The 19,313-nt window shown below is 46.0% G+C and carries 18 protein-coding genes and 1 pseudogene; 13 read left to right on the top strand and 6 right to left on the bottom strand.

The window, feature by feature from the left end; translation table 11 throughout:
• Positions 1-7: 7 nt before the first annotated feature.
• Positions 8-559: pseudogene (locus QTN94_RS05610) on the top strand (DUF3157 family protein).
• Here QTN94_RS05610 and trhA read toward each other — a convergent pair.
• Positions 556-1,209: a PAQR family membrane homeostasis protein TrhA gene (trhA, locus tag QTN94_RS05605; RefSeq protein ID WP_331417338.1), complete on the bottom strand. Its 654-nt coding sequence runs from the start codon at positions 1,207-1,209 to the stop codon at positions 556-558. The pseudogene QTN94_RS05610 and the gene trhA overlap by 4 nt on opposite strands.
• Positions 1,210-1,301: 92 nt before the next feature.
• On the bottom strand, positions 1,302-2,099 hold the full coding sequence (locus tag QTN94_RS05600) for a sporulation protein (protein WP_331417337.1): 798 nt from the start codon (positions 2,097-2,099) through the stop codon (positions 1,302-1,304).
• A 293-nt stretch (positions 2,100-2,392) separates the two neighbouring features.
• Between QTN94_RS05600 and QTN94_RS05595 the strand changes: the two genes are divergently transcribed.
• From QTN94_RS05595 to QTN94_RS05575, 5 genes are all read left to right on the top strand, one after another.
• Positions 2,393-2,560: a hypothetical protein gene (locus QTN94_RS05595; RefSeq protein ID WP_269378302.1), complete on the top strand. Its 168-nt coding sequence runs from the start codon at positions 2,393-2,395 to the stop codon at positions 2,558-2,560.
• A 98-nt stretch (positions 2,561-2,658) separates the two neighbouring features.
• Complete coding sequence (locus QTN94_RS05590) at positions 2,659-2,925, top strand: YihD family protein (protein WP_138972833.1); 267 nt, start codon at positions 2,659-2,661, stop codon at positions 2,923-2,925.
• Positions 2,926-3,179: 254 nt separating this feature from the next.
• A complete protein-coding gene (gene ccoG, locus QTN94_RS05585; RefSeq protein WP_331427157.1) occupies positions 3,180-4,598 on the top strand; it encodes a cytochrome c oxidase accessory protein CcoG in 1,419 nt (472 codons plus the stop codon).
• A 52-nt stretch (positions 4,599-4,650) separates the two neighbouring features.
• Positions 4,651-5,637, top strand: a complete 987-nt coding sequence (locus QTN94_RS05580; RefSeq protein ID WP_138972890.1) for a serine/threonine protein kinase — start codon at positions 4,651-4,653, stop codon at positions 5,635-5,637.
• Between the two features lie 27 nt (positions 5,638-5,664).
• Positions 5,665-6,267 carry a thiol:disulfide interchange protein DsbA/DsbL gene (locus QTN94_RS05575; RefSeq protein WP_138972837.1) on the top strand — a complete coding sequence of 201 codons (603 nt, stop codon included), beginning with the start codon at positions 5,665-5,667 and terminating at the stop codon, positions 6,265-6,267.
• Between the two features lie 56 nt (positions 6,268-6,323).
• On the opposite strand, the gene QTN94_RS05570 is transcribed toward QTN94_RS05575, so the two are convergent.
• The gene (locus tag QTN94_RS05570; RefSeq protein WP_138972838.1) at positions 6,324-7,208 is read right to left on the bottom strand and encodes an acyltransferase; all 885 of its coding nucleotides are present in this window, start codon (positions 7,206-7,208) and stop codon (positions 6,324-6,326) included.
• Positions 7,209-7,390: 182 nt separating this feature from the next.
• On the opposite strand from QTN94_RS05570, the gene QTN94_RS05565 reads away from it, so the two are divergent.
• Positions 7,391-8,380, top strand: coding sequence for a DUF2860 domain-containing protein (locus tag QTN94_RS05565; protein WP_331417331.1), 990 nt, complete (start codon positions 7,391-7,393; stop codon positions 8,378-8,380).
• Positions 8,381-8,425: 45 nt separating this feature from the next.
• Here QTN94_RS05565 and QTN94_RS05560 read toward each other — a convergent pair whose 3' ends face one another.
• Positions 8,426-9,949, bottom strand: coding sequence for a YifB family Mg chelatase-like AAA ATPase (locus QTN94_RS05560; RefSeq protein WP_331427156.1), 1,524 nt, complete (start codon positions 9,947-9,949; stop codon positions 8,426-8,428).
• Between the two features lie 476 nt (positions 9,950-10,425).
• On the opposite strand from QTN94_RS05560, the gene ilvG reads away from it, so the two are divergent.
• From ilvG to acuI, 6 genes are all read left to right on the top strand, one after another.
• Positions 10,426-12,072 carry an acetolactate synthase 2 catalytic subunit gene (gene ilvG, locus QTN94_RS05555; RefSeq protein WP_331427155.1) on the top strand — a complete coding sequence of 549 codons (1,647 nt, stop codon included), beginning with the start codon at positions 10,426-10,428 and terminating at the stop codon, positions 12,070-12,072.
• A gap of 1 nt (position 12,073) precedes the next feature.
• Positions 12,074-12,358 (top strand): acetolactate synthase 2 small subunit, encoded by a 285-nt coding sequence (gene ilvM / locus QTN94_RS05550; RefSeq protein WP_138972842.1) that lies wholly within the window; start codon positions 12,074-12,076, stop codon positions 12,356-12,358.
• Between the two features lie 11 nt (positions 12,359-12,369).
• Positions 12,370-13,317 (top strand): branched-chain-amino-acid transaminase, encoded by a 948-nt coding sequence (gene ilvE, locus QTN94_RS05545; RefSeq protein ID WP_331417328.1) that lies wholly within the window; start codon positions 12,370-12,372, stop codon positions 13,315-13,317.
• Between the two features lie 12 nt (positions 13,318-13,329).
• Complete coding sequence (gene ilvD, locus QTN94_RS05540) at positions 13,330-15,171, top strand: dihydroxy-acid dehydratase (protein WP_138972844.1); 1,842 nt, start codon at positions 13,330-13,332, stop codon at positions 15,169-15,171.
• 3 nt (positions 15,172-15,174) lie between these two features.
• On the top strand, positions 15,175-16,704 hold the full coding sequence (ilvA, locus tag QTN94_RS05535) for a threonine ammonia-lyase, biosynthetic (RefSeq protein WP_138972845.1): 1,530 nt from the start codon (positions 15,175-15,177) through the stop codon (positions 16,702-16,704).
• 220 nt (positions 16,705-16,924) lie between these two features.
• Positions 16,925-17,905 (top strand): acrylyl-CoA reductase (NADPH), encoded by a 981-nt coding sequence (acuI, locus tag QTN94_RS05530; RefSeq protein ID WP_331417326.1) that lies wholly within the window; start codon positions 16,925-16,927, stop codon positions 17,903-17,905.
• Positions 17,906-17,964: 59 nt separating this feature from the next.
• Here the strand turns inward: acuI and QTN94_RS05525 are convergent, their stop codons facing one another.
• Positions 17,965-18,906: a LysR family transcriptional regulator gene (locus QTN94_RS05525; RefSeq protein WP_331427154.1), complete on the bottom strand. Its 942-nt coding sequence runs from the start codon at positions 18,904-18,906 to the stop codon at positions 17,965-17,967.
• 154 nt (positions 18,907-19,060) lie between these two features.
• Entirely contained in the window at positions 19,061-19,252 is a 192-nt protein-coding gene (locus QTN94_RS05520) for a hypothetical protein (RefSeq protein WP_071985918.1), read from the bottom strand.
• Positions 19,253-19,313 lie beyond the last annotated feature (61 nt).

The raw sequence follows: 19,313 nt of genomic DNA, 5'->3' as shown, positions 1-19,313 counted from the left end.
AATAAATATGAAAACGACGATTGGACTTTCATGCTTGCTTGCGAGCACTATGATTTACGCGGCGCAGACAGTCACTCTTGCCGATGGGCGCCAAGTACAGCTGAATGATGATTTTACTTGGCAATACATAGTTTAAGCGTCAACTGATACACCGTCTATCCCAGTAAAAACCGTCGCGGCTATTCCTGTGATTAACCGACAAGTGGGCAGCGTAATTCAACTTGGTAGTCAAAAACCAGTAATGCAGCTATCTGACTCTGGCGTTGATGTACTGCTTGGATCTGCACAGTATCAATCTGATCAGTTGGTTATTGAGACCTCTTTGACGAACCAAAGCACTCAGTCTGTCGTACTGGTTGAAGTAGAGGTAGAGTTATTAAACATGTCTGGAGAGGTTATCTCTGAACAAACATTTGCGGTTTGGACTTCCATCAAGCGCCTTGCTGATACCTACCTAAGACCTCAACAGGCCGTCGCAGGTAAAACAATCAAGATCCCTGTTGAACGCGCTGAGCAGTACCAAATCAACGCAAAAATCATCAAAGTCGAAACCCGTTAAACAGGGTCGACATAAAGATAAATCGCGAAAAAATGGCAAGCGCATCCTGCTAAAACAAAGCCATGCCAGATTGCATGATTGTAGGGGATGCGTTTAGCAACATAGAAGATCACACCCAACGAATAGATCACTCCACCAGCAGCAAGCAAAGTTAGCCCTCCAAGCGCTAAATGCATCGCTAATTGATAAATCACTATCAATGATAACCAACCCATGATCAGATACGTGGCAAGAGAAAGCCGTTTGAACCGATAGACAAACGCCATCTTCATAATGATGCCAAACAGAGCAATACTCCAAATCACCACCATCAAACTGATTGCTAAAGGTGTACGCAAACTCACCAGAAGAAACGGTGTATAGCTACCCGCTATAAGTAAGTAGATAGCACAATGGTCGAAAGTTTTAAGCGCTCGTTTCGCTTTTTGATAGGGGACGGCATGGTAGAGAGTAGAAGCAAGAAACAGCACAATCATGCTGCCGCCGTAAATACTCATGCTGGTAATTGTCAGCGTATCGGCGTTGTGTTCTGTAGATTTGAGCAGTAACAGTACCAAGCCAACAATACTCAGCACCATTCCTAAAGCATGGGTGATCGTATTGGCAAACTCTTCTTTAACACTGTATGCAGCGGCTGGATTCGCAGACATTTGACCTTACTCTTGAGTAACGATTGGAATAATTACTCAGGAGTATGGCACATTAAGCTTACACTTGTAAGCTGAAAATGGTTACTTTTTGGTTAAGAGTGGTTATCCAAATACTCGATAACTTTCTGCCCCGCTTCTTGAGCTGATGTATGCAGCGGAATCGACATCTGACGCTTGAGATCACCGATACCCAGTAAGCTTGCAAGCATACCTTTAGCGCCTTCTCGATGGCGATCAATCTCAAACCACAATTGCAGCTCGTCTTCACTACGATAAGCAACCACTTCTAACTCTCGCCAGCGACCGTGAAACGGCCCCGTGGTTGGCACGAACTCAAACTCCTGCACAAACGGCATGGCAAAACCGTCGACAGCTTCACACTCCACCTGACGAATACGTAAGCCTTGTTCTTCCAGTGCTGTGAAAATACCATCGAGAAGAGGATCAGGTCGTACCGTCAGGATATCTTTATCGGTTGGATCTTTAGCCATTGCGATGTCTAGACCAGTTTCAAGCCAGACTTTGGAATCACCAATCGTGACTGGAGTATTCCAAGGCACATCAAGTTCTACAGAGAAGTCTCGACTTTCGCCTGGTTCAATGGTGAACGCATATGGAAGTGACCACTCAGCTAACGCATAACTTGCCGGTACACGGCGCATTCGCCCTGCATTGGCTTTCTCTTTATCGTGGTTAGCAGGAACCTCTTTGATATAGCGGCAGTATAGCTTGAGATCGATGTTATCAATCTCTTGCGCAGTCGAGCCACCGTAGACATGAATCGTAATATTGAGTTTTTGTCCCGGATACAGCACTTCTTGCTGAAGCACAGAGTCGACTTTTGCTGAGCCAATACCAAACGTCGCCAGCGTTTTCTTAAACAACGACATACACACCTCCTTGGCAAACACGAGACTATAACAATGTTTTCATACTAATCTTGTTTGCTGTCTCACTACTAGTGACTTGTTCACATTATTGCAGCATCTACACATCGATTAGATATCGACCAATCTTACTGATAATGCTAATCTATTTATTGATGTGCTTGCATATCAATATTCCTGATTAATTATTTGGATTGGCGTGCGCCAGAAGAGCCAAACTTCAGTAATGGAGCTCAACTCATAGTTAATCAGGCCATTACATTGGCAATGGATATGCCTGACAGTTAGGTAACTCGATGCGCCCAACAGCAGTCAGGTTTTCGCACACAAATCGTAGTGCGATGCGCCGTCGTAGTGGTTTTGCGACCGCTCCAATGGCAAAACAAGTCGCTACTACCATGACTTTAGTTGAAAAAACAGCCTTGATGGCTGCCGCTTCTCCTAAAGTGGTTAAAGCAGCTTAATTAAAAAGCGCAGTCTAGGCTGCGCTTTTTTCTTACCTTCTCCGCACCTATTTGTTACCTTTAGCGACAAATCATTATAAGTTGTGTGGAGAAAACCAATGAAATGCCATCGAATTGAAGAACTGCTCGAACTGCTCGAACCTGAGTGGCAAAAAGATCAGGAAATGAACCTGCTGCAGTTTATCGTCCAACTAGCGCAAGAAGCGGGTTACCACGGGAAACTTGAAGAGTTGACCGATGACGTACTGATCTACCACCTAAAAATGCGCAACAGCAGCAAAGATGAAATGATCCCTGGTCTGAAAAAAGACCAAGAAGATGATTTTAAAACGGCGATTTTACGCGCTCGTGGAATCATCGACTAAAAAAGATCTCTCCCAAAGGCGACCAGTGGTCGCTTTTTTTTATACGCATACTGCCCTTAAAACCCAAACTGTTAGGCGATTAATTTTTAAAACTGTAATGATTTTTGTTGTTAAAGGTTGATAGTGTTAAAGAAATAATAATGTTATAGCGTATATAATCGCCGAACATAAGAGATTACTAAAATAATAGTCAGCAATGTCTACTGAGCGAGAACATAAGAAATCTCGCCAATTAGCCTAAAGAAGGAAGCGTAATGAGTCAGGATAAAATCGATATCAAAGATGTGACTCCCAAGACCTTTAACCCTAAGACTCATAAAACTAAGGGGGACAGGTTTAACCCAAGCAACCGAATCTATGTTCGCGAAAGTAAAGGTACCTTTCAAAAATTACGCCGCTATGGTGGTTGGTTCCTACTGCTATTTTTCGCACTCATTCCTTGGCTCTCTTACGGAGACCGACAAGCCATCTTGTTAGACATTGGCCATCAGCAGTTTAACTTTTTCGGTACAACCCTTTACCCGCAAGACCTCACACTACTTGCACTGCTGTTTATGATCGCCGCATTTGGCCTATTTTTCCTCACGACCTTCTTAGGCCGTGTATGGTGTGGCTACCTCTGCCCACAAACCGTCTGGACCTTTATGTACATATGGTTTGAAGAAAAGCTCGAAGGCAGTGCTAATAAACGTCGCAAACAAGACTCTGGCAAGCTCACAGCCAATCTTGCAATGCGCAAAACAGCAAAACATCTCGCTTGGTGGGCGATTGCGCTGGCCACAGGCTTTACTTTTACCGGTTACTTTGTGCCAATCAAAGAACTCGTCGTCGGCTTTTTCACCTTTAACGCTGAGTTCTGGCCAGTATTCTGGGTGTTATTCTTTGCAATTTGTACCTATGCCAACGCAGGTTGGATGCGTTCAATTATGTGTATTCACATGTGCCCATACGCTCGTTTCCAGTCAGCCATGTTCGACAAAGATACCTTTATCGTCGGTTATGACACTAAACGTGGAGAAACACGTGGTCCTCGTTCGCGCAAAGCCGATCCAAAAGCACTAGGCTTGGGTGATTGTATTGATTGTGACCTGTGTGTGCAGGTCTGCCCTACAGGTATCGATATTCGTGATGGTCTACAGTACGAATGTATCAACTGTGGTGCCTGTATTGATGCGTGTGACAACACGATGGAACGAATGGGCTATGACAAAGGATTGATCAGCTACACGACCGAACATCGTTTATCAGGCAAGCACACCAAGGTCGCTCGCCCTAAACTGATCGGTTATGGAGCCGTTCTACTCGTTATGATTGGTCTATTTTTTGTTCAAGTCGCTAGCGTCGATCCTGCGGGTCTAAGCGTACTTCGCGATCGTAACCAGTTATTCAGAGTGAATGGGCTAGGTGAAATAGAAAACACATACACTCTAAAGATCATCAATAAAACTCAGCAACAGCAAGAGTATCAGCTCAATGTTGAAGGACTGAGTGATGTCTCTTGGTATGGAAAACAGACGGTACAGGTAGCTCCTGGTGAGGTACTTAACCTTCCGATGAGCCTAGGTGTTAACCCTGACAAACTCAGCTCTCCTGTTTCAACAATTCAGTTTATACTGTCGGACAGCGAAGACTTCACTATTACCGTAGAAAGTCGCTTCATTAAGAAGCTCTAGACTGTCTACTCACCCAATGGAAAGAGGCTCAGCAATGAGCCTCTTTTATTTTATGATACAGCAAGCCTTTAACTTTGATGCATTAACGCCTGACTTTATGTGGTATGCCCTCGAGAGCATAGGTATACGCGCCGAATCGGGATTCTTGGCACTCAACAGTTATGAAAACCGCGTTTATCAGTTCACTGATGAAGAACGTCAGCGTTATGTGGTGAAGTTCTACCGCCCAGAGCGTTGGAGTCAGGAACAGATTCAGGAAGAGCATCATTTTACGCTTGAGCTGATCGAATCAGAAATTCCCGTCGCGCCACCCGTCGTCATTAATGGTCAAACTCTGCATCACTATCAGGGGTATCTATTTGCCCTGTTTGCCAGTGTTGGTGGTCGTCAATTTGAAGTGGATAACCTAGAACAATTGGAAGGGGTTGGCCGTTTCTTAGGTCGTATCCACAAAGTCGGCTCAAAGCAGGTATTCAAACACAGACCCACTATTGGTCTCGAAGAGTATGTTTATCAGCCGCGCAAATTACTGCAAAACTCAACGTTTATTCCCATGCATTTGGAAAACGCCTTTTTCAATGATCTTGACCTGCTGATCAGCAATCTCGAGACGCACTGGACGGACTCCACCAGCATGATACGTCTGCATGGCGATTGCCACCCAGGCAACATTCTGTGGAGAGATGGTCCTATGTTCGTCGACCTAGACGACGCTCGCAATGGCCCTGCCATTCAGGATCTATGGATGCTACTGAGTGGGGATCGGGCTGACAAAATAATGCAACTCGACATCATATTAGAAGCGTATCAAGAATTTAATGACTTTAATCTCAATGAATTGAAACTAATCGAACCTTTGCGTGGTCTACGTATGGTGCACTATATGGCATGGCTAGCAAAAAGATGGCAGGACCCGGCATTTCCTCTCGCCTTTCCATGGTTTAATGATCCAAAATATTGGGAAAGCCAGGTTCTCGGTTTTAAAGAGCAGATATCTGCCCTCAATGAACCACCACTTTCACTCATGCCACAGTGGTAACAACAATAATTACACATGGAGTTAAGAATGAAAAAGCTGTTTGCACTCGTCGCAACAATGATGCTGAGCTTATCGGCTCATGCTGCACAATTTAGTCAAGGTGAACACTATAAAGTCCTTGAACTTGAAGCTTCAAAGAAACCGACAGTGACTGAGTTTTTCTCGTTCTACTGCCCTCACTGTAATACCTTTGAGCCTATCATTCAGCAGCTAAAAGCGCAGCTACCTAAAGATGCTAAGTTCCAGAAGAACCACGTCTCTTTTATGGGTGGCAACATGGGAGAGTCAATGAGCAAGGCTTACGCCACCATGATTGTGCTAAAGATCGAAGACAAGATGACACCTGTGCTGTTTGACCGAATTCATAACATGCGCAAAGCACCAAAGAATGATGAGGAATTACGCCAAATCTTCCTTGATGAAGGTGTCGATGCAGACAAGTTCGATGCTGCGTTCAATGGTTTTGCTGTGGATTCTATGGTTCGTCGTTTCGACAAGCAGTTCAAAGATAGCGGTCTTTCCGGTGTGCCAGCCGTTGTGGTCAACAACAAATACTTAGTACAGGCTCAATCGATTAAAACGCTTGATGAATACTTTGCATTGGTCAACTATCTACTGACACTGAAGTAATCGCTACAGATCAAAAAAGGGAGCATACGGCTCCCTTTTTGATCCCAATGATGCAATTACTTTTCCTGATGCAGCTCCTTGAGCACAGCATCTTTTTCCTTCCAAACATCTCCCAACCATTGCTGAAACTGACGTTTATACGGTTTGTCGTTAAAGTAATCACCTCGCACTTTTTCATCAACAGGCAGAACCTGAGTACGAACCACTATTCTTTGCATTCTTCCCATCAAAGCATCTTTAAATGGCTTTTCTGTATTGTCAGGGTAAGCCAGTGTGACATCGATAATATTATCAAACTGGTCGCCCATCGCCGCTAACGTGTAGGCAATGCCACCTGTTTTAGGTTGGAGCAGATAGTCATAGCCAGCTGTACTCTTACGCTGCTTTTGCGGTGTAAAACGAGTCCCCTCTACGTAATTCACCACTGTTGTCGGCGTGTGTTTAAATTTGGCACATGAACGACGAGTGGTTGCGAGATCCTGACCACGCTTTTCTGGATGACGAATCAGATACTCCCGCGAATAACGGCGCATAAATGGCATATCCAACGCCCAGCAAGCCATTCCAATGAAAGGAACATAGAGTAATTGTTGTTTAAGGAAAAACTTGGGCATTGGAATGCGATCTTTAAACACACAGCACAACACGACAATATCAGTCCAACTCAGGTGGTTACTGATCATTAAATACCAACCGTCTTTCTTCAGCTCATCTCCCCCCTGAACATCCCATTCAACTTGGTTCGAAACATTCAGAATGGCCGAGTTAATCGTCGCCCATAGCCACATCACTTTATTGGCTAATTGGGTGCCTTTCGCTTTCAGCGCCGCAGTTGGAAGAAGAAGCTTGAATACAGCGATAATACAGATAGCTACCGAACACAAAGCTGAGTTTAAGATAACTAAGGAAACATTCAGAATAAGAAGTAAATGTGCCAACATAACGCTTAATAATGAGATTTGAAGAAAATTTAATATAGTTTTACTAATGGATAATAAAACAGCGTGTAATTATACAAGCCATTGGAAAGTTTGAAACTAATCTGGCTATGGTCAGAGTAGTTAATCAACACTATTTCCGGTGATGTCACCTTATTTAGCATTACACTTTTGGAGAACTCACAATGAGCACCAAACCTATCATGCTCTCAACTGCCATTTTCTGCTTCTGCGCTGCTCCAGCGATGGCCCAGTTGTCAGACACCGCTGGTATCAGTGGTGAAATTTCGTTGAGCGCCGGTTACCTTTCTTCAACATCCAATTTCAATACCGATGCCAACGCAACCATTAATGACAACACCCAAAAAGGTGAAAGTGACAGCAGCTTTATCCCTGTACCTCTCGGTAGCATCGCCTATACGTTTGGAAGCCAGCTAGATAGACAGCTATATGTGGGTACATCTAGAGAAGATATCGCAGTAGGTACCTTAGCGTTAGAGTTGGGCTATAAGCAACTGCTGGCAAATGGAACAGTGATTGATGCCTCTTTCCTACCGACAATCATGTCTGGTGAAACATGGTCAGATCCTTTTAAAACAGGTCCAGCAAGAAGCGTAACCGATGAGAAAGGCAATGCCTTCCGTCTAAAATTCAGCAATATTAATAATTCTGGCTTTAGCTTGGACACCGCTTATGCCAGTCAGGAAGTAGAGAACGAACGTTCAGGTCTAGATTCTGGCTACGTATCATCGGCTCACCTTTTAAAAAGAGATGCAGACAAACTCTACCTAAAAGGCGACTATCGGATGCGCATCCAACCCGGTACATTTTTAGCCCCCTCCATTACGTTGGTAAAATCGGATGCTGAAGGGGATGCCTATTCCTTTACTTCATGGAGAGGCGAACTATCCCTATTTAAAGTAATGGAGCGTCACCAGTTTGCTCTCACAGCTGGCTACACGCACTTCAGTTACGACGCCTCTCATCCGGTTTACAATACAACGCGTACTGATGATGAATTTAGCCTGTTTGCGGCCTATGAGTACCAACAATTAATGGGCTTGCGTGATTGGTCTCTGATCTCGTTTGCTGGTTATGGGCAAAAAGACTCAAACATCAACTTTTACCAAGAACAACAGTTAATATTCTCCATAGGTGTTAACTACAAGTTTTAAGCATCGGAAAGCCCACTGAACACCTTCTGTGGGCTTCCATTCAATCTATACCGCTTGTTCGGTAAGTTGTCGCAGCAGTCGGTCCATAGAACGATAACCAAGGGCCTCAGCAAGATGGTTACGCTCTATTTGAGGTGAACCTTCTAAATCAGCAATGGTACGAGCAACTTTAATGATTCGGTGATAAGCACGAATCGATAGACCCAATCGATGCAAAGCATTTTCTAGAAACTGCGCATCCTGCTTTTGCAGTGGACAATAACTCTCGATTTCTCGACTAGTGAGTAAAGCATTAACCTTGTTGGCACGCGAGAGCATTTTTTCACGCGCTAGCAGCACTCGCTGTTTGACAACCGAGGTCGATTCTCCTCTGTCACCCCCCTCTGCTAGAGTCCCCTTTGGTAAGGCAGGGATTTCCAACGACATATCGAATCGGTCAAGTAAAGGCCCTGACAAACGACTCAAATAGCGCAAAATAACTTGTGGGTTAACTCGAGATAAATTGCCCTCGTAATACCCCGTAGGACTAGGGTTCAAAGCGCCAACCAACTGAAAACGTGCCGGAAATCGTGTTTTTCCTTGCGCGCGTGAAATAATAATTTCACCGGACTCAAGAGGTTCCCGCAAAGAATCCAACACTTTGCGTTCAAATTCTGGCATCTCATCAAGAAACAACAAACCATTGTGGGCGAGTGAAATTTCACCCGGTCTCGGAATAGAGCCACCTCCCACTAAGGCTGCCATTGAACTTGTATGGTGTGGAGCACGAAATGGCCTCTGTTTCCAATTATGAACATTAATCTCTTGTTGTGTCAGTGAGGCTATCGAAGCGGTTTCTAGCGCTTCTTGATCCGACATCTCGGGTAATAAGTCACACAGCCTCGACGCCAACATCGTTTTACCCGTCCCTGGAGGGCCTAGAAAAAGCAAATTGTGGTTGCCAGCAGCGGCTATTTCCAAGGCGCGTTTGCCTTGTTGCTGACCAATAATGTCCTGCATGTCACGCTGTAAATGCGACTGACTCTCCAGGTATTCGCTTTGGTGAAGAGACAAGGGTTGCTGGCCCGAAAGGTCTGCACACACTTCAAGTAGACTGTGAGCTGATTTATGCCGTTCCGCCCCAACCAACGCCGCTTGATCACCATTTTGATGTGGTACAACTAAGCTACGTTTGACACGATTTGCGGCTAAAGCAGCAGGTAGAACACCTTTGACGTATCTCAGTTCACCTGACAGTGCCAATTCACCAATAAATTCTCGCTCAGATAACGCGACGGTAGGTATTTGCTCTGAAGCGGCCAAGATACCCAACGCAATGGGCAGATCAAACCTTCCTCCCTCTTTGGGAAGATCGGCAGGAGCAAGATTCACCGTAATTCGTTTAGCTGGAAACTCAAAGCGTGAATTAACAATGGCGCTGCGAACTCTATCTCGTGATTCTTTAACCGTCGTTTCGGGTAACCCAACCAAACAAAAACCGGGCATACCATTACTAATATGTACTTCGACTGTCACCGAAGGTGCTTCAACACCCACACAGGCTCGACTGTGAATAATGGCTAATCCCATAGTGAATCCATCTTGTAGATGCTCATTATTTATCCCCCTGATAGTTAGTTCATTTTCTTATCAAGGTTGTTATATAGCTTGGCTAGATGCTGAAAGAATGTGAAAAAAGAATGAGTTTTTGCTTGTCATTTAACGGATATGTATGTTACCACTAGAGACGCAAACATTTTCGTGCCCTATTCGGCACACATAACTATAGAAAATAAGATGAACTTTAACGCCCGCACTAACGCACTGATTGCCCTGATTATCGTGGTCATTATTGACACCGCGCGGGGTCTAGTGGGCGAAAGATAACCACAGAATAGAAAAAACCCCCGCACTGCAAAGTCCGGGGGTTTTTTTACAATTAGTCGCTGAAAAATTTGGCTGACATAAATTTAAAGCTCATAAATAGAGCTTGCAGGAAGAATGGGAGCGCACATGACGTGCAATAAAACACAACATCAAGATAAGGACAGCCGAGGGGGTAGAGGATGACAGGTGCAGAGCTAGTCGTAGCTGCTCTACAACAGCAAGGAATCAAAACCGTTTTTGGTTACCCTGGCGGTGCCATTATGCCAATCTATGACGCACTATATGATGGTGGCGTTGAACATATCCTCTGTCGCCATGAACAAGGTGCAGCAATGGCTGCAATTGGTATGGCTAGAGCAACACAAAGTGTCGCCGTATGCATGGCCACTTCAGGCCCCGGTGCTACAAACTTAGTGACAGGTTTGGCCGATGCTTTCATGGACTCTATTCCGCTAGTTGCCATTACTGGTCAGGTTGCGAGTTCGCACATTGGTACCGACGCGTTTCAGGAAATGGATGTCATAGGGATGTCACTATCCTGTACCAAACACAGCTATCTCGTCACCGACATCAATGACCTCGCCTCCACGTTGGCCGAAGCGTTTGAAGTTGCTAAAACAGGCCGTCCAGGCCCTGTAATTGTCGATATCGCTAAAGATGTACAGCTTGGGCAAGCTCCTGTTGAGCTACTACCACCATTTACCCCACCTGCAATGCCCGTTGCCAGCCAAGAAGCAATAGCGAAAGCTCAGGAGCTTCTTTCACAAAGTTCTCGTCCTGTTCTTTATGTTGGTGGTGGCGTACAACTAGGTCACGCAACCAATGCTGTGCGCGAATTCTTGCGTCTAAACCCTATGCCATCAGTCAGCACACTAAAAGGCTTGGGCACTATCGAACGTCACGACCCACATTACCTAGGCATGCTAGGTATGCACGGAACCAAGGCTGCCAACCTTGTTGTTCAGGAATGTGACCTTTTGATTGCTGTTGGTGCACGTTTCGATGACCGTGTGACAGGTAAGCTCGATACTTTCGCTCCCAATGCCAAAGTTATCCATATCGATATCGACGCAGCTGAAATCCATAAACTTCGCCAAGCAAACGCTCCAGTTCGTGCAGAAATTCCAGCCGTTCTTCCTCATCTTGAACTCACTCAAGATATTACGCCTTGGGTTAAACACAGTGAAAGTCTACGCAGTGGGTTTAAGTGGCGCTATGACCATCCAGGTGATCTGATCTATGCACCGGGACTACTCAAACAACTTTCTGATCTCATGCCAGATAGCTCGATTGTTTCAACAGATGTTGGCCAACATCAAATGTGGGCAGCTCAGCATATTCAACCTCGTGATCCGCAGAACTTCATCACTTCAGCAGGACTTGGCACCATGGGCTTTGGCTTGCCAGCAGCAATGGGCGCCGCAGTAGCTCGTCCTGATGATCAGTCTATTCTCATTACGGGTGATGGTTCGTTTATGATGAATGTGCAGGAGCTTGGGACACTAAAACGTCGCCAAATTCCTGTAAAAATCGTACTACTCAACAACCAACGCTTAGGCATGGTGCGCCAATGGCAATCATTGTTTTTCGATGGCCGCCACAGCGAAACTATTTTAGATGATAACCCTGATTTTGTAATGCTAGCCAAAGCCTTTGATATTCCTGGTAAAACCATCACCAAGAAAGAAGAAGTTGAGCCAGCACTAAAAGAGATGCTAGAAAGTAACACGTCATACCTTCTTCATGTTTTAATCGATGAGGAAGAAAATGTCTGGCCACTTGTACCACCAGGTGCATCAAACAATGACATGCTGGAGAACACATAACATGGAAAGATACTTAATCGACATTAAAGCAGACGACAAACCCGTTCTGCTAGAACGTGTACTTCGCGTTGTTCGTCACCGTGGCTTCACTGTTAAACAGGTGGCAGGCACACAAAACCACGAAAGCAGAATCGCCAGCGTAGAGATCATCGTTGATAGCGACCGCCCAATCTCGTTCCTAACCAATCAGATCGAGAAGCTTTGGGACGTGCGCACCGTTGAAGTCACGCAAATTGCGCGAGATGAATTACCAAATAACAACTTACAACAAAAGATTTGTGCATAAGGAAGGCAATAATGGCTACAAAAACAGCAGATTACATTTGGTTTAATGGTGAGATGGTTCCTTGGGCGGAGGCAAACGTACACGTTTTGACTCACGCGATGCACTACGGCACTTCAGTATTTGAAGGCGTACGCTGCTACAACACACCAAATGGTCCAATTGTCTTCCGTCATCTAGAGCATGCGAAGCGTCTGAAAGATTCAGCAAAAATATACCGTTTCCCGATTCCATACACGATTGAAGAAATCATGGAAGCAACGCGTGAAACTCTGCGTCAAAACAAACTGGATAGCGCTTACATCCGTCCACTCGGTTTTGTGGGTAACGTTGGCCTTGGTGTTTGTCCACCAGTCGGCACAGAGATGGATCTCATCATTGCTGCTTTTCCTTGGGGTTCTTACCTAGGCGAAGATGCGCTAGAAAAAGGTGTAGATGCCATGATTTCTAGCTGGAACCGCGCTGCACCAAATACCATTCCAACCGCAGCAAAAGCTGGTGGTAACTACCTTTCTTCTCTACTGGTTGGTGGTGAAGCTCGTCGCCACGGATATGCTGAAGGCATCGCACTCAGCGTTGATGGTTACCTATCTGAAGGTGCTGGTGAAAACATTTTTGTGGTTAAAGATGGTGTGATCTGCACTCCACCAGCAACCAGCGCGATCCTACCAGGCATTACTCGTGACTCCATCATGACCATCGCTCGAGATCGTGGTTACGAAGTGCGTGAAGCTAACATCGCTCGTGAAGCACTGTACCTTGCAGACGAAGTATTCATGACAGGTACCGCCGCGGAAATCGTTCCTGTTGCGACGATCGACAAAATTGAAGTGGGTAGCGGTAAACGCGGCCCTATCACTAAAGAGCTGCAAGAAGCTTACTTCGGCCTATTCAACGGTACGACGGAAGATAAATGGGGTTGGCTAGATTACGTTTACCCAGAGAACGCACCGGCAAAATAAGGAAGTAGTAAGATGCCTAAATATAGATCAGCAACCACCACTCATGGACGCAATATGGCGGGTGCACGCGCTTTATGGCGTGCGACCGGTGTTAAAGATGAAGACTTTGGTAAACCAATCATTGCGGTAGTGAACTCATTTACCCAATTTGTACCAGGTCATGTTCACCTGAAAGACATGGGGCAGTTAGTCGCTCGTGAAATTGAGAAAGCAGGCGGTATCGCTAAAGAGTTTAATACGATCGCGGTAGACGATGGCATCGCGATGGGTCACGGTGGCATGCTCTACTCGCTACCATCACGTGAACTGATTGCTGACTCAGTAGAATACATGGTCAATGCTCACTGTGCTGATGCCATGGTCTGTATCTCGAACTGTGACAAAATCACGCCGGGGATGCTAATGGCGTCAATGCGCCTCAACATCCCGGTAATTTTCGTCTCTGGCGGCCCTATGGAAGCGGGTAAAACCAAGCTTTCTGATCAAATCATCAAACTAGACCTTGTTGATGCCATGATCCAAGGGGCTGACCCGAAAGTTTCTGACGAACAAAGCGAACAGATCGAGCGTTCAGCGTGTCCAACCTGTGGTTCATGTTCAGGTATGTTCACAGCTAACTCAATGAACTGTCTGACTGAAGCTCTAGGCTTATCTCAGCCGGGTAACGGTTCAATGCTGGCAACGCACGCAGACCGTGAGCAGCTATTCCTTAACGCCGGTCGACGCATTGTTGAACTGACACGTCGTTACTACGAGCAAGATGACGAATCTGCACTACCACGCAACATTGCAACGTTTGACGCATTTGAAAACGCGATGGCATTGGATATCGCGATGGGTGGTTCAACCAATACCATCCTGCACCTGCTAGCAGCAGCACAAGAGGGTGAAGTGGATTTTGATATGGAAGATATCGACCGCCTATCTCGTCAGGTACCGCATCTATGTAAAGTGGCGCCATCTACGCAGAAATACCACATGGAAGACGTGCACCGAGCTGGTGGTGTAATGGCTATCCTTGGTGAGCTTGACCGCGCAGGACTGCTACACAGCGACGCACATACCGTACTGGGTCTTTCTATGAAAGAGCAGTTAGCCAAATACGACATCATGCAGACCGAAGATGAAGAGGTTCTAAAATTCTTCCGCGCAGGCCCTGCTGGCATTCGTACGACCAAAGCATTCTCACAAGATTGCCGTTGGGATCGCCTTGATGATGACCGCAAAGAAGGTTGTATCCGCACGAAAGAGAATGCCTTCAGCCAAGAGGGAGGCTTAGCCGTTCTTTCAGGCAACATCGCTCTCGATGGTTGTATCGTGAAAACAGCAGGGGTGGATGAAAGCATCCTTAAATTTACCGGTCCGGCTGTCGTTTTTGAAAGCCAAGAAGATGCCGTTGAAGGTATTCTGGGCGGCAAAGTGAAAGCTGGTGATGTGGTCATTATTCGCTACGAAGGCCCTAAAGGTGGCCCTGGTATGCAAGAGATGTTGTACCCAACTACTTACCTCAAATCGATGGGTTTAGGTAAAGAGTGTGCCCTGCTTACTGACGGTCGATTCTCAGGCGGAACATCGGGCCTATCTATCGGTCACGCTTCTCCTGAAGCAGCTAACGGTGGTGCTATCGGTCTGGTAAGAGAAGGCGATATGATCGCAATTGATATTCCTAACCGTTCAATCTCTCTTGAGGTTTCAGAACAGGAACTTGCTGAGCGCCGTGCAAAACAAGACGAACTTGGCTGGAAACCAGCTGATCGTCAACGTGAAGTATCATTTGCACTAAAAGCTTACGCGAGTATGGCTACCAGTGCTGACAAAGGTGCGGTACGAGATAAATCTAAGCTAGAGGGCTAGCTTATGACGCTTACGCAACAAACTGGCGCAGACTATCTGCGCCAGATCTTAAGAGCTCCAGTTTATGAAGTGGCGACCGTTACTCCACTTCAGGATATGCCCCGTCTTTCGGCTCGTATTGGTAATAACGTTCAAATTAAACGTGAAGACCGCCAACCCGTGCACTCGTTCAAACTGCGAGGTGCGTACAATATGGTCGCGAGTTTGAACGATGAACAGAAATCGGCAGGCGTGATCGCTGCGTCGGCAGGCAACCATGCACAAGGCATGGCGCTATCGGGCACGAAACTAGGCATAAAGACTACCATTGTCATGCCTAAAACGACACCGGATATCAAGGTAGAAGCGGTACGCGGATTTGGCGGCAATGTGGTTCTACATGGCAGCAACTTTGATGAAGCTAAAGCGGAAGCTGAACGTTTGTCTACTGAGCATGGTTACACCTTTGTTCCTCCGTTTGATCACCCTTTGGTCATTGCTGGTCAGGGAACAATTGGCATGGAGATGCTGCAACAAAATGGTCATCTCGATTACATCTTTGTCCCTGTTGGTGGTGGTGGTCTTGCTGCGGGCGTTGCTGTTCTAGTCAAACAACTGATGCCTGAGATAAAAGTCATTGCTGTTGAACCTGAAGATTCCTCTTGTCTGAAAGCCGCTCTAGACGCAGGAGAGCCTGTCGTTTTAGACCAAGTGAGTATGTTTGCTGACGGCGTAGCTGTAAAACGTATCGGAGAAGAGACATTCCGCCTTTGTCAAAAATACATCGATGGACACATCTCGGTATCCAGCGATGAAATCTGCTCTGCAGTAAAAGATATCTTTGAAGATACCCGTGCGATTGCCGAACCTTCTGGTGCACTCGCTCTGGCTGGACTAAAGAAATTTGCAGAAAAGAATGAACTCAAGGGTAAAAACCTTGGAACCGTTTTATCAGGCGCAAACACTAACTTCCACGGTCTGCGTTACGTCTCCGAGCGTTGCGAACTCGGTGAAAAACGTGAAGGCCTGTTAGCTGTCACGATTCCTGAACGCCAAGGGGCATTCTTCGAATTTTGTAACTTAATTGGTGGCCGTGCTGTCACTGAGTTTAACTATCGTTACAATGATGATTCTTTAGCGAATATCTTTGTCGGTGTTCGTCTGCAGGGTGGTCAAGAAGAGTTAGAACATATCATCCATGATCTACGTAACGGCGGTTACCCAGTGGTTGATTTGTCAGATGACGAAATGGCAAAACTGCATATTCGCTACATGATTGGTGGAAAGCCATCTAAACCACTGAAAGAACGTCTCTATAGTTTTGAGTTTCCTGAGTACCCCGGCGCTCTTCTTAAATTTTTAAGTACCCTAGGGACACACTGGAATATTAGCCTGTTCAACTACCGCAACCATGGTGCTGACTATGGTCGAGTACTGTGTGGCTTTGAATTGGATGAGTCAGATCTCTCTCAATTCTCAGCTCATCTGCGTGAACTGGGTTATCAATGCAAAGACGAAACCGACAACCCGTCGTATAAGTTCTTCCTTTCCTAGTCAGGATACCCTCAATACTCAGCCTCTTGCTTTCAGTAAGAGGCTTTTTTATTTGGCTTTAGTGATTTTTCGCTCTGAACCGTGAGCACTAACCTGTCAGCTTATTGGACAGAATGTATGGTACGCATAGATATAATGCTAAAGTTTCATTTTAGTCATGCCTTATTTAGGTCTACACTCAATTCTGTTTTTTAATTGCTGCCCGTGGTGGAGACGACAAATGTTTAACGCACTGATCCTAAACCAAGAAGACAAACGCACTATTGCTTCCATCGAGCAAATCGATGAATCACAACTTCCTCAAGGTGAAGTCCTAATCGACGTCGATTACTCATCTCTCAACTACAAAGATGGTTTGGCTATCACTGGTAAAGGCAAAATTATCCGTAATTTTCCAATGGTGCCTGGTATTGATATGGCGGGAACCGTTGTCAGCTCTGAAGACAACCGCTACCAAGCGGGTGACAAAGTTGTACTCACCGGCTGGGGTGTGGGTGAAAACCACTGGGGTGGCATGGCTCAGCGTGCTCGTTTACAAGCAGACTGGCTAGTCCCACTACCAAAAGGTATCGACAGTAAAAAAGCCATGATGGTAGGAACCGCAGGTTTTACTGGCATGTTGTGTGTGCAAGCTCTGCTTGATGCTGGTATCACACCAGAGTCCGGTGAAGTACTTGTAACAGGTGCGAGTGGCGGGGTTGGCTCGGTTGCCGTATCGCTGCTGGCAGCTTTGGGCTATCAAGTCACAGCTGTCACCGGACGTGTAGAACAAAATGGTCCACTACTAGAGAAACTTGGCGCTAGCCGAATCATTGATCGAGCAGAGTTTGAAGAACCTGCGCGTCCACTAGAAAAACAAGTTTGGGCGGGTGCGGTTGATACCGTAGGCAGTAAAGTGCTAGCGAAAGTCCTTGCGCAAATGGATTATAACGGCGCTGTAGCAGCATGTGGGCTTGCTGGCGGCTTTGACCTACCAACAACCGTCATGCCGTTTATTCTACGTAACGTACGTCTACAAGGCGTTGACTCGGTAATGTGCCCAACCGAAAAACGTATTGCGGCGTGGGAGAGACTGGTTGAGCTCCTTCCAGAGAGCTACTTTGAACAAGCATGTACAGAGATTGAGCTTCAAGATGCGCCAAAATACGCTGAAGATATCACCAACGGTCAAGTAACAGGTCGAGTGGTGATCAAACTTTAGCGACAGCAATACTCAAAGAGCCAGCACCTGTAATGCTGGCTCTTATTGATTCTGCCTGTCTAGTCTAACCCAATATCTTCTATTCGCTTGGCAATTAAACGACTACATTCTTCTTTAACTATCCCACGCAGCCACTCCTGAGAAGGTGAATGTTCACAGCGGGGATGCCAAATCATTGAATAATCAAAGGGCGTAAACTGAAATGGCAACGGCTTGATGAGCAAGTCATAACGTTCAGCAACTAAGTACGCCAAATCAGCAGGCACGGTAATAATGATTGGCATGGTATCCACAATCGCCAATGCCGCCTCAAGATGATATGCCCTTAACACCATTTTCCGCTCAGGTTGATCAATCAAAGCCTGCTCAATCAGTGCCTTAACTCCATCACTTATCGCTATCATCGCACGCGGATAGGTCAAATAATCCGATAGGCTCATCTCTTTATCTGCTAAAGGATGCTGTTTTGAGAGCAAGCAAAGCACACCTACCCGACCAAGAATTTCACTGCGTAGTGGTTCGACTGGGCCAATAGGTCGGCAGATGGCTAAGTCTGCCCCTTGATAAGTCAGTTGATCAGCGAGTCTGTCATGTTGCAAAGGTAGGAAGTTAAACGAAACATTCGGCGCTTCCTGATAGATTCGCGGTAGAGCAAAGGGCAGTATGGTTTGCATCGCGTAATCTGTGGTCGCTATATTGAACGTCTGATCGCAGCTCCTTGGCTCAAACTCTAATGGTGACAACAACTGGCGAAGAGATTCGAGAGGTTCACCCAAAGCCTGATCGATTTCCAGCGCTTTTTGCGTTGGAATCAAGTGCTGACCTTGCCGAGTAAACAGTGGATCGGAGAGCATTTCACGTAAACGCCCAAGCACTCGACTCATAGCCGATTGACTGAGGTTGAGGCGGTTTGCCGCTTTGCTGACGCTGCATTCCTCGATAAGAACACGAAGAGCCACCAACAAGCTAAGGTCACGACGATAAATGTCTTCTAATTCCACGTTTAACCATCATTTTTTGAAAAGGTGTCTGCAATTGTACCTTTTTCAGGCAAAAAAAATCCCGCTTTTCAGCGGGGAAGCCCAAGAAAACTGGGGATAGTGTCGGAATGTAGTTGAGCGTAGTGACAGAAATGAATGACGGTTGGAAGCGCAATCATCCATTCTCTTGCTCTTCAGATGCGCTCGGCCAGCGATGCATCTCGAGCCAGATCCCTACAACCGTCGCACCCATGCCGAGTAGCGGCATAAACGAAGACGATTCTGCTGGTGAACGTAAAACAAGAGCGCAGAAAGAGATAAAGCACAACACTGAATAGATTGTTAACCGATCTAATGCTGTCAACATAATAGCTCCCTCGTTCAAATGTTACCAACTTGTTAACTAAGTTAAAACAAAATGATCCGTT

It is taken from the genome of Vibrio sp. M250220, assembly GCF_036533795.1.
GTDB lineage: Bacteria > Pseudomonadota > Gammaproteobacteria > Enterobacterales > Vibrionaceae > Vibrio.
The sequence above is the reverse complement of the archived record's forward strand: the minus strand, read 5'-3'. Positions and strand labels throughout refer to the sequence as shown.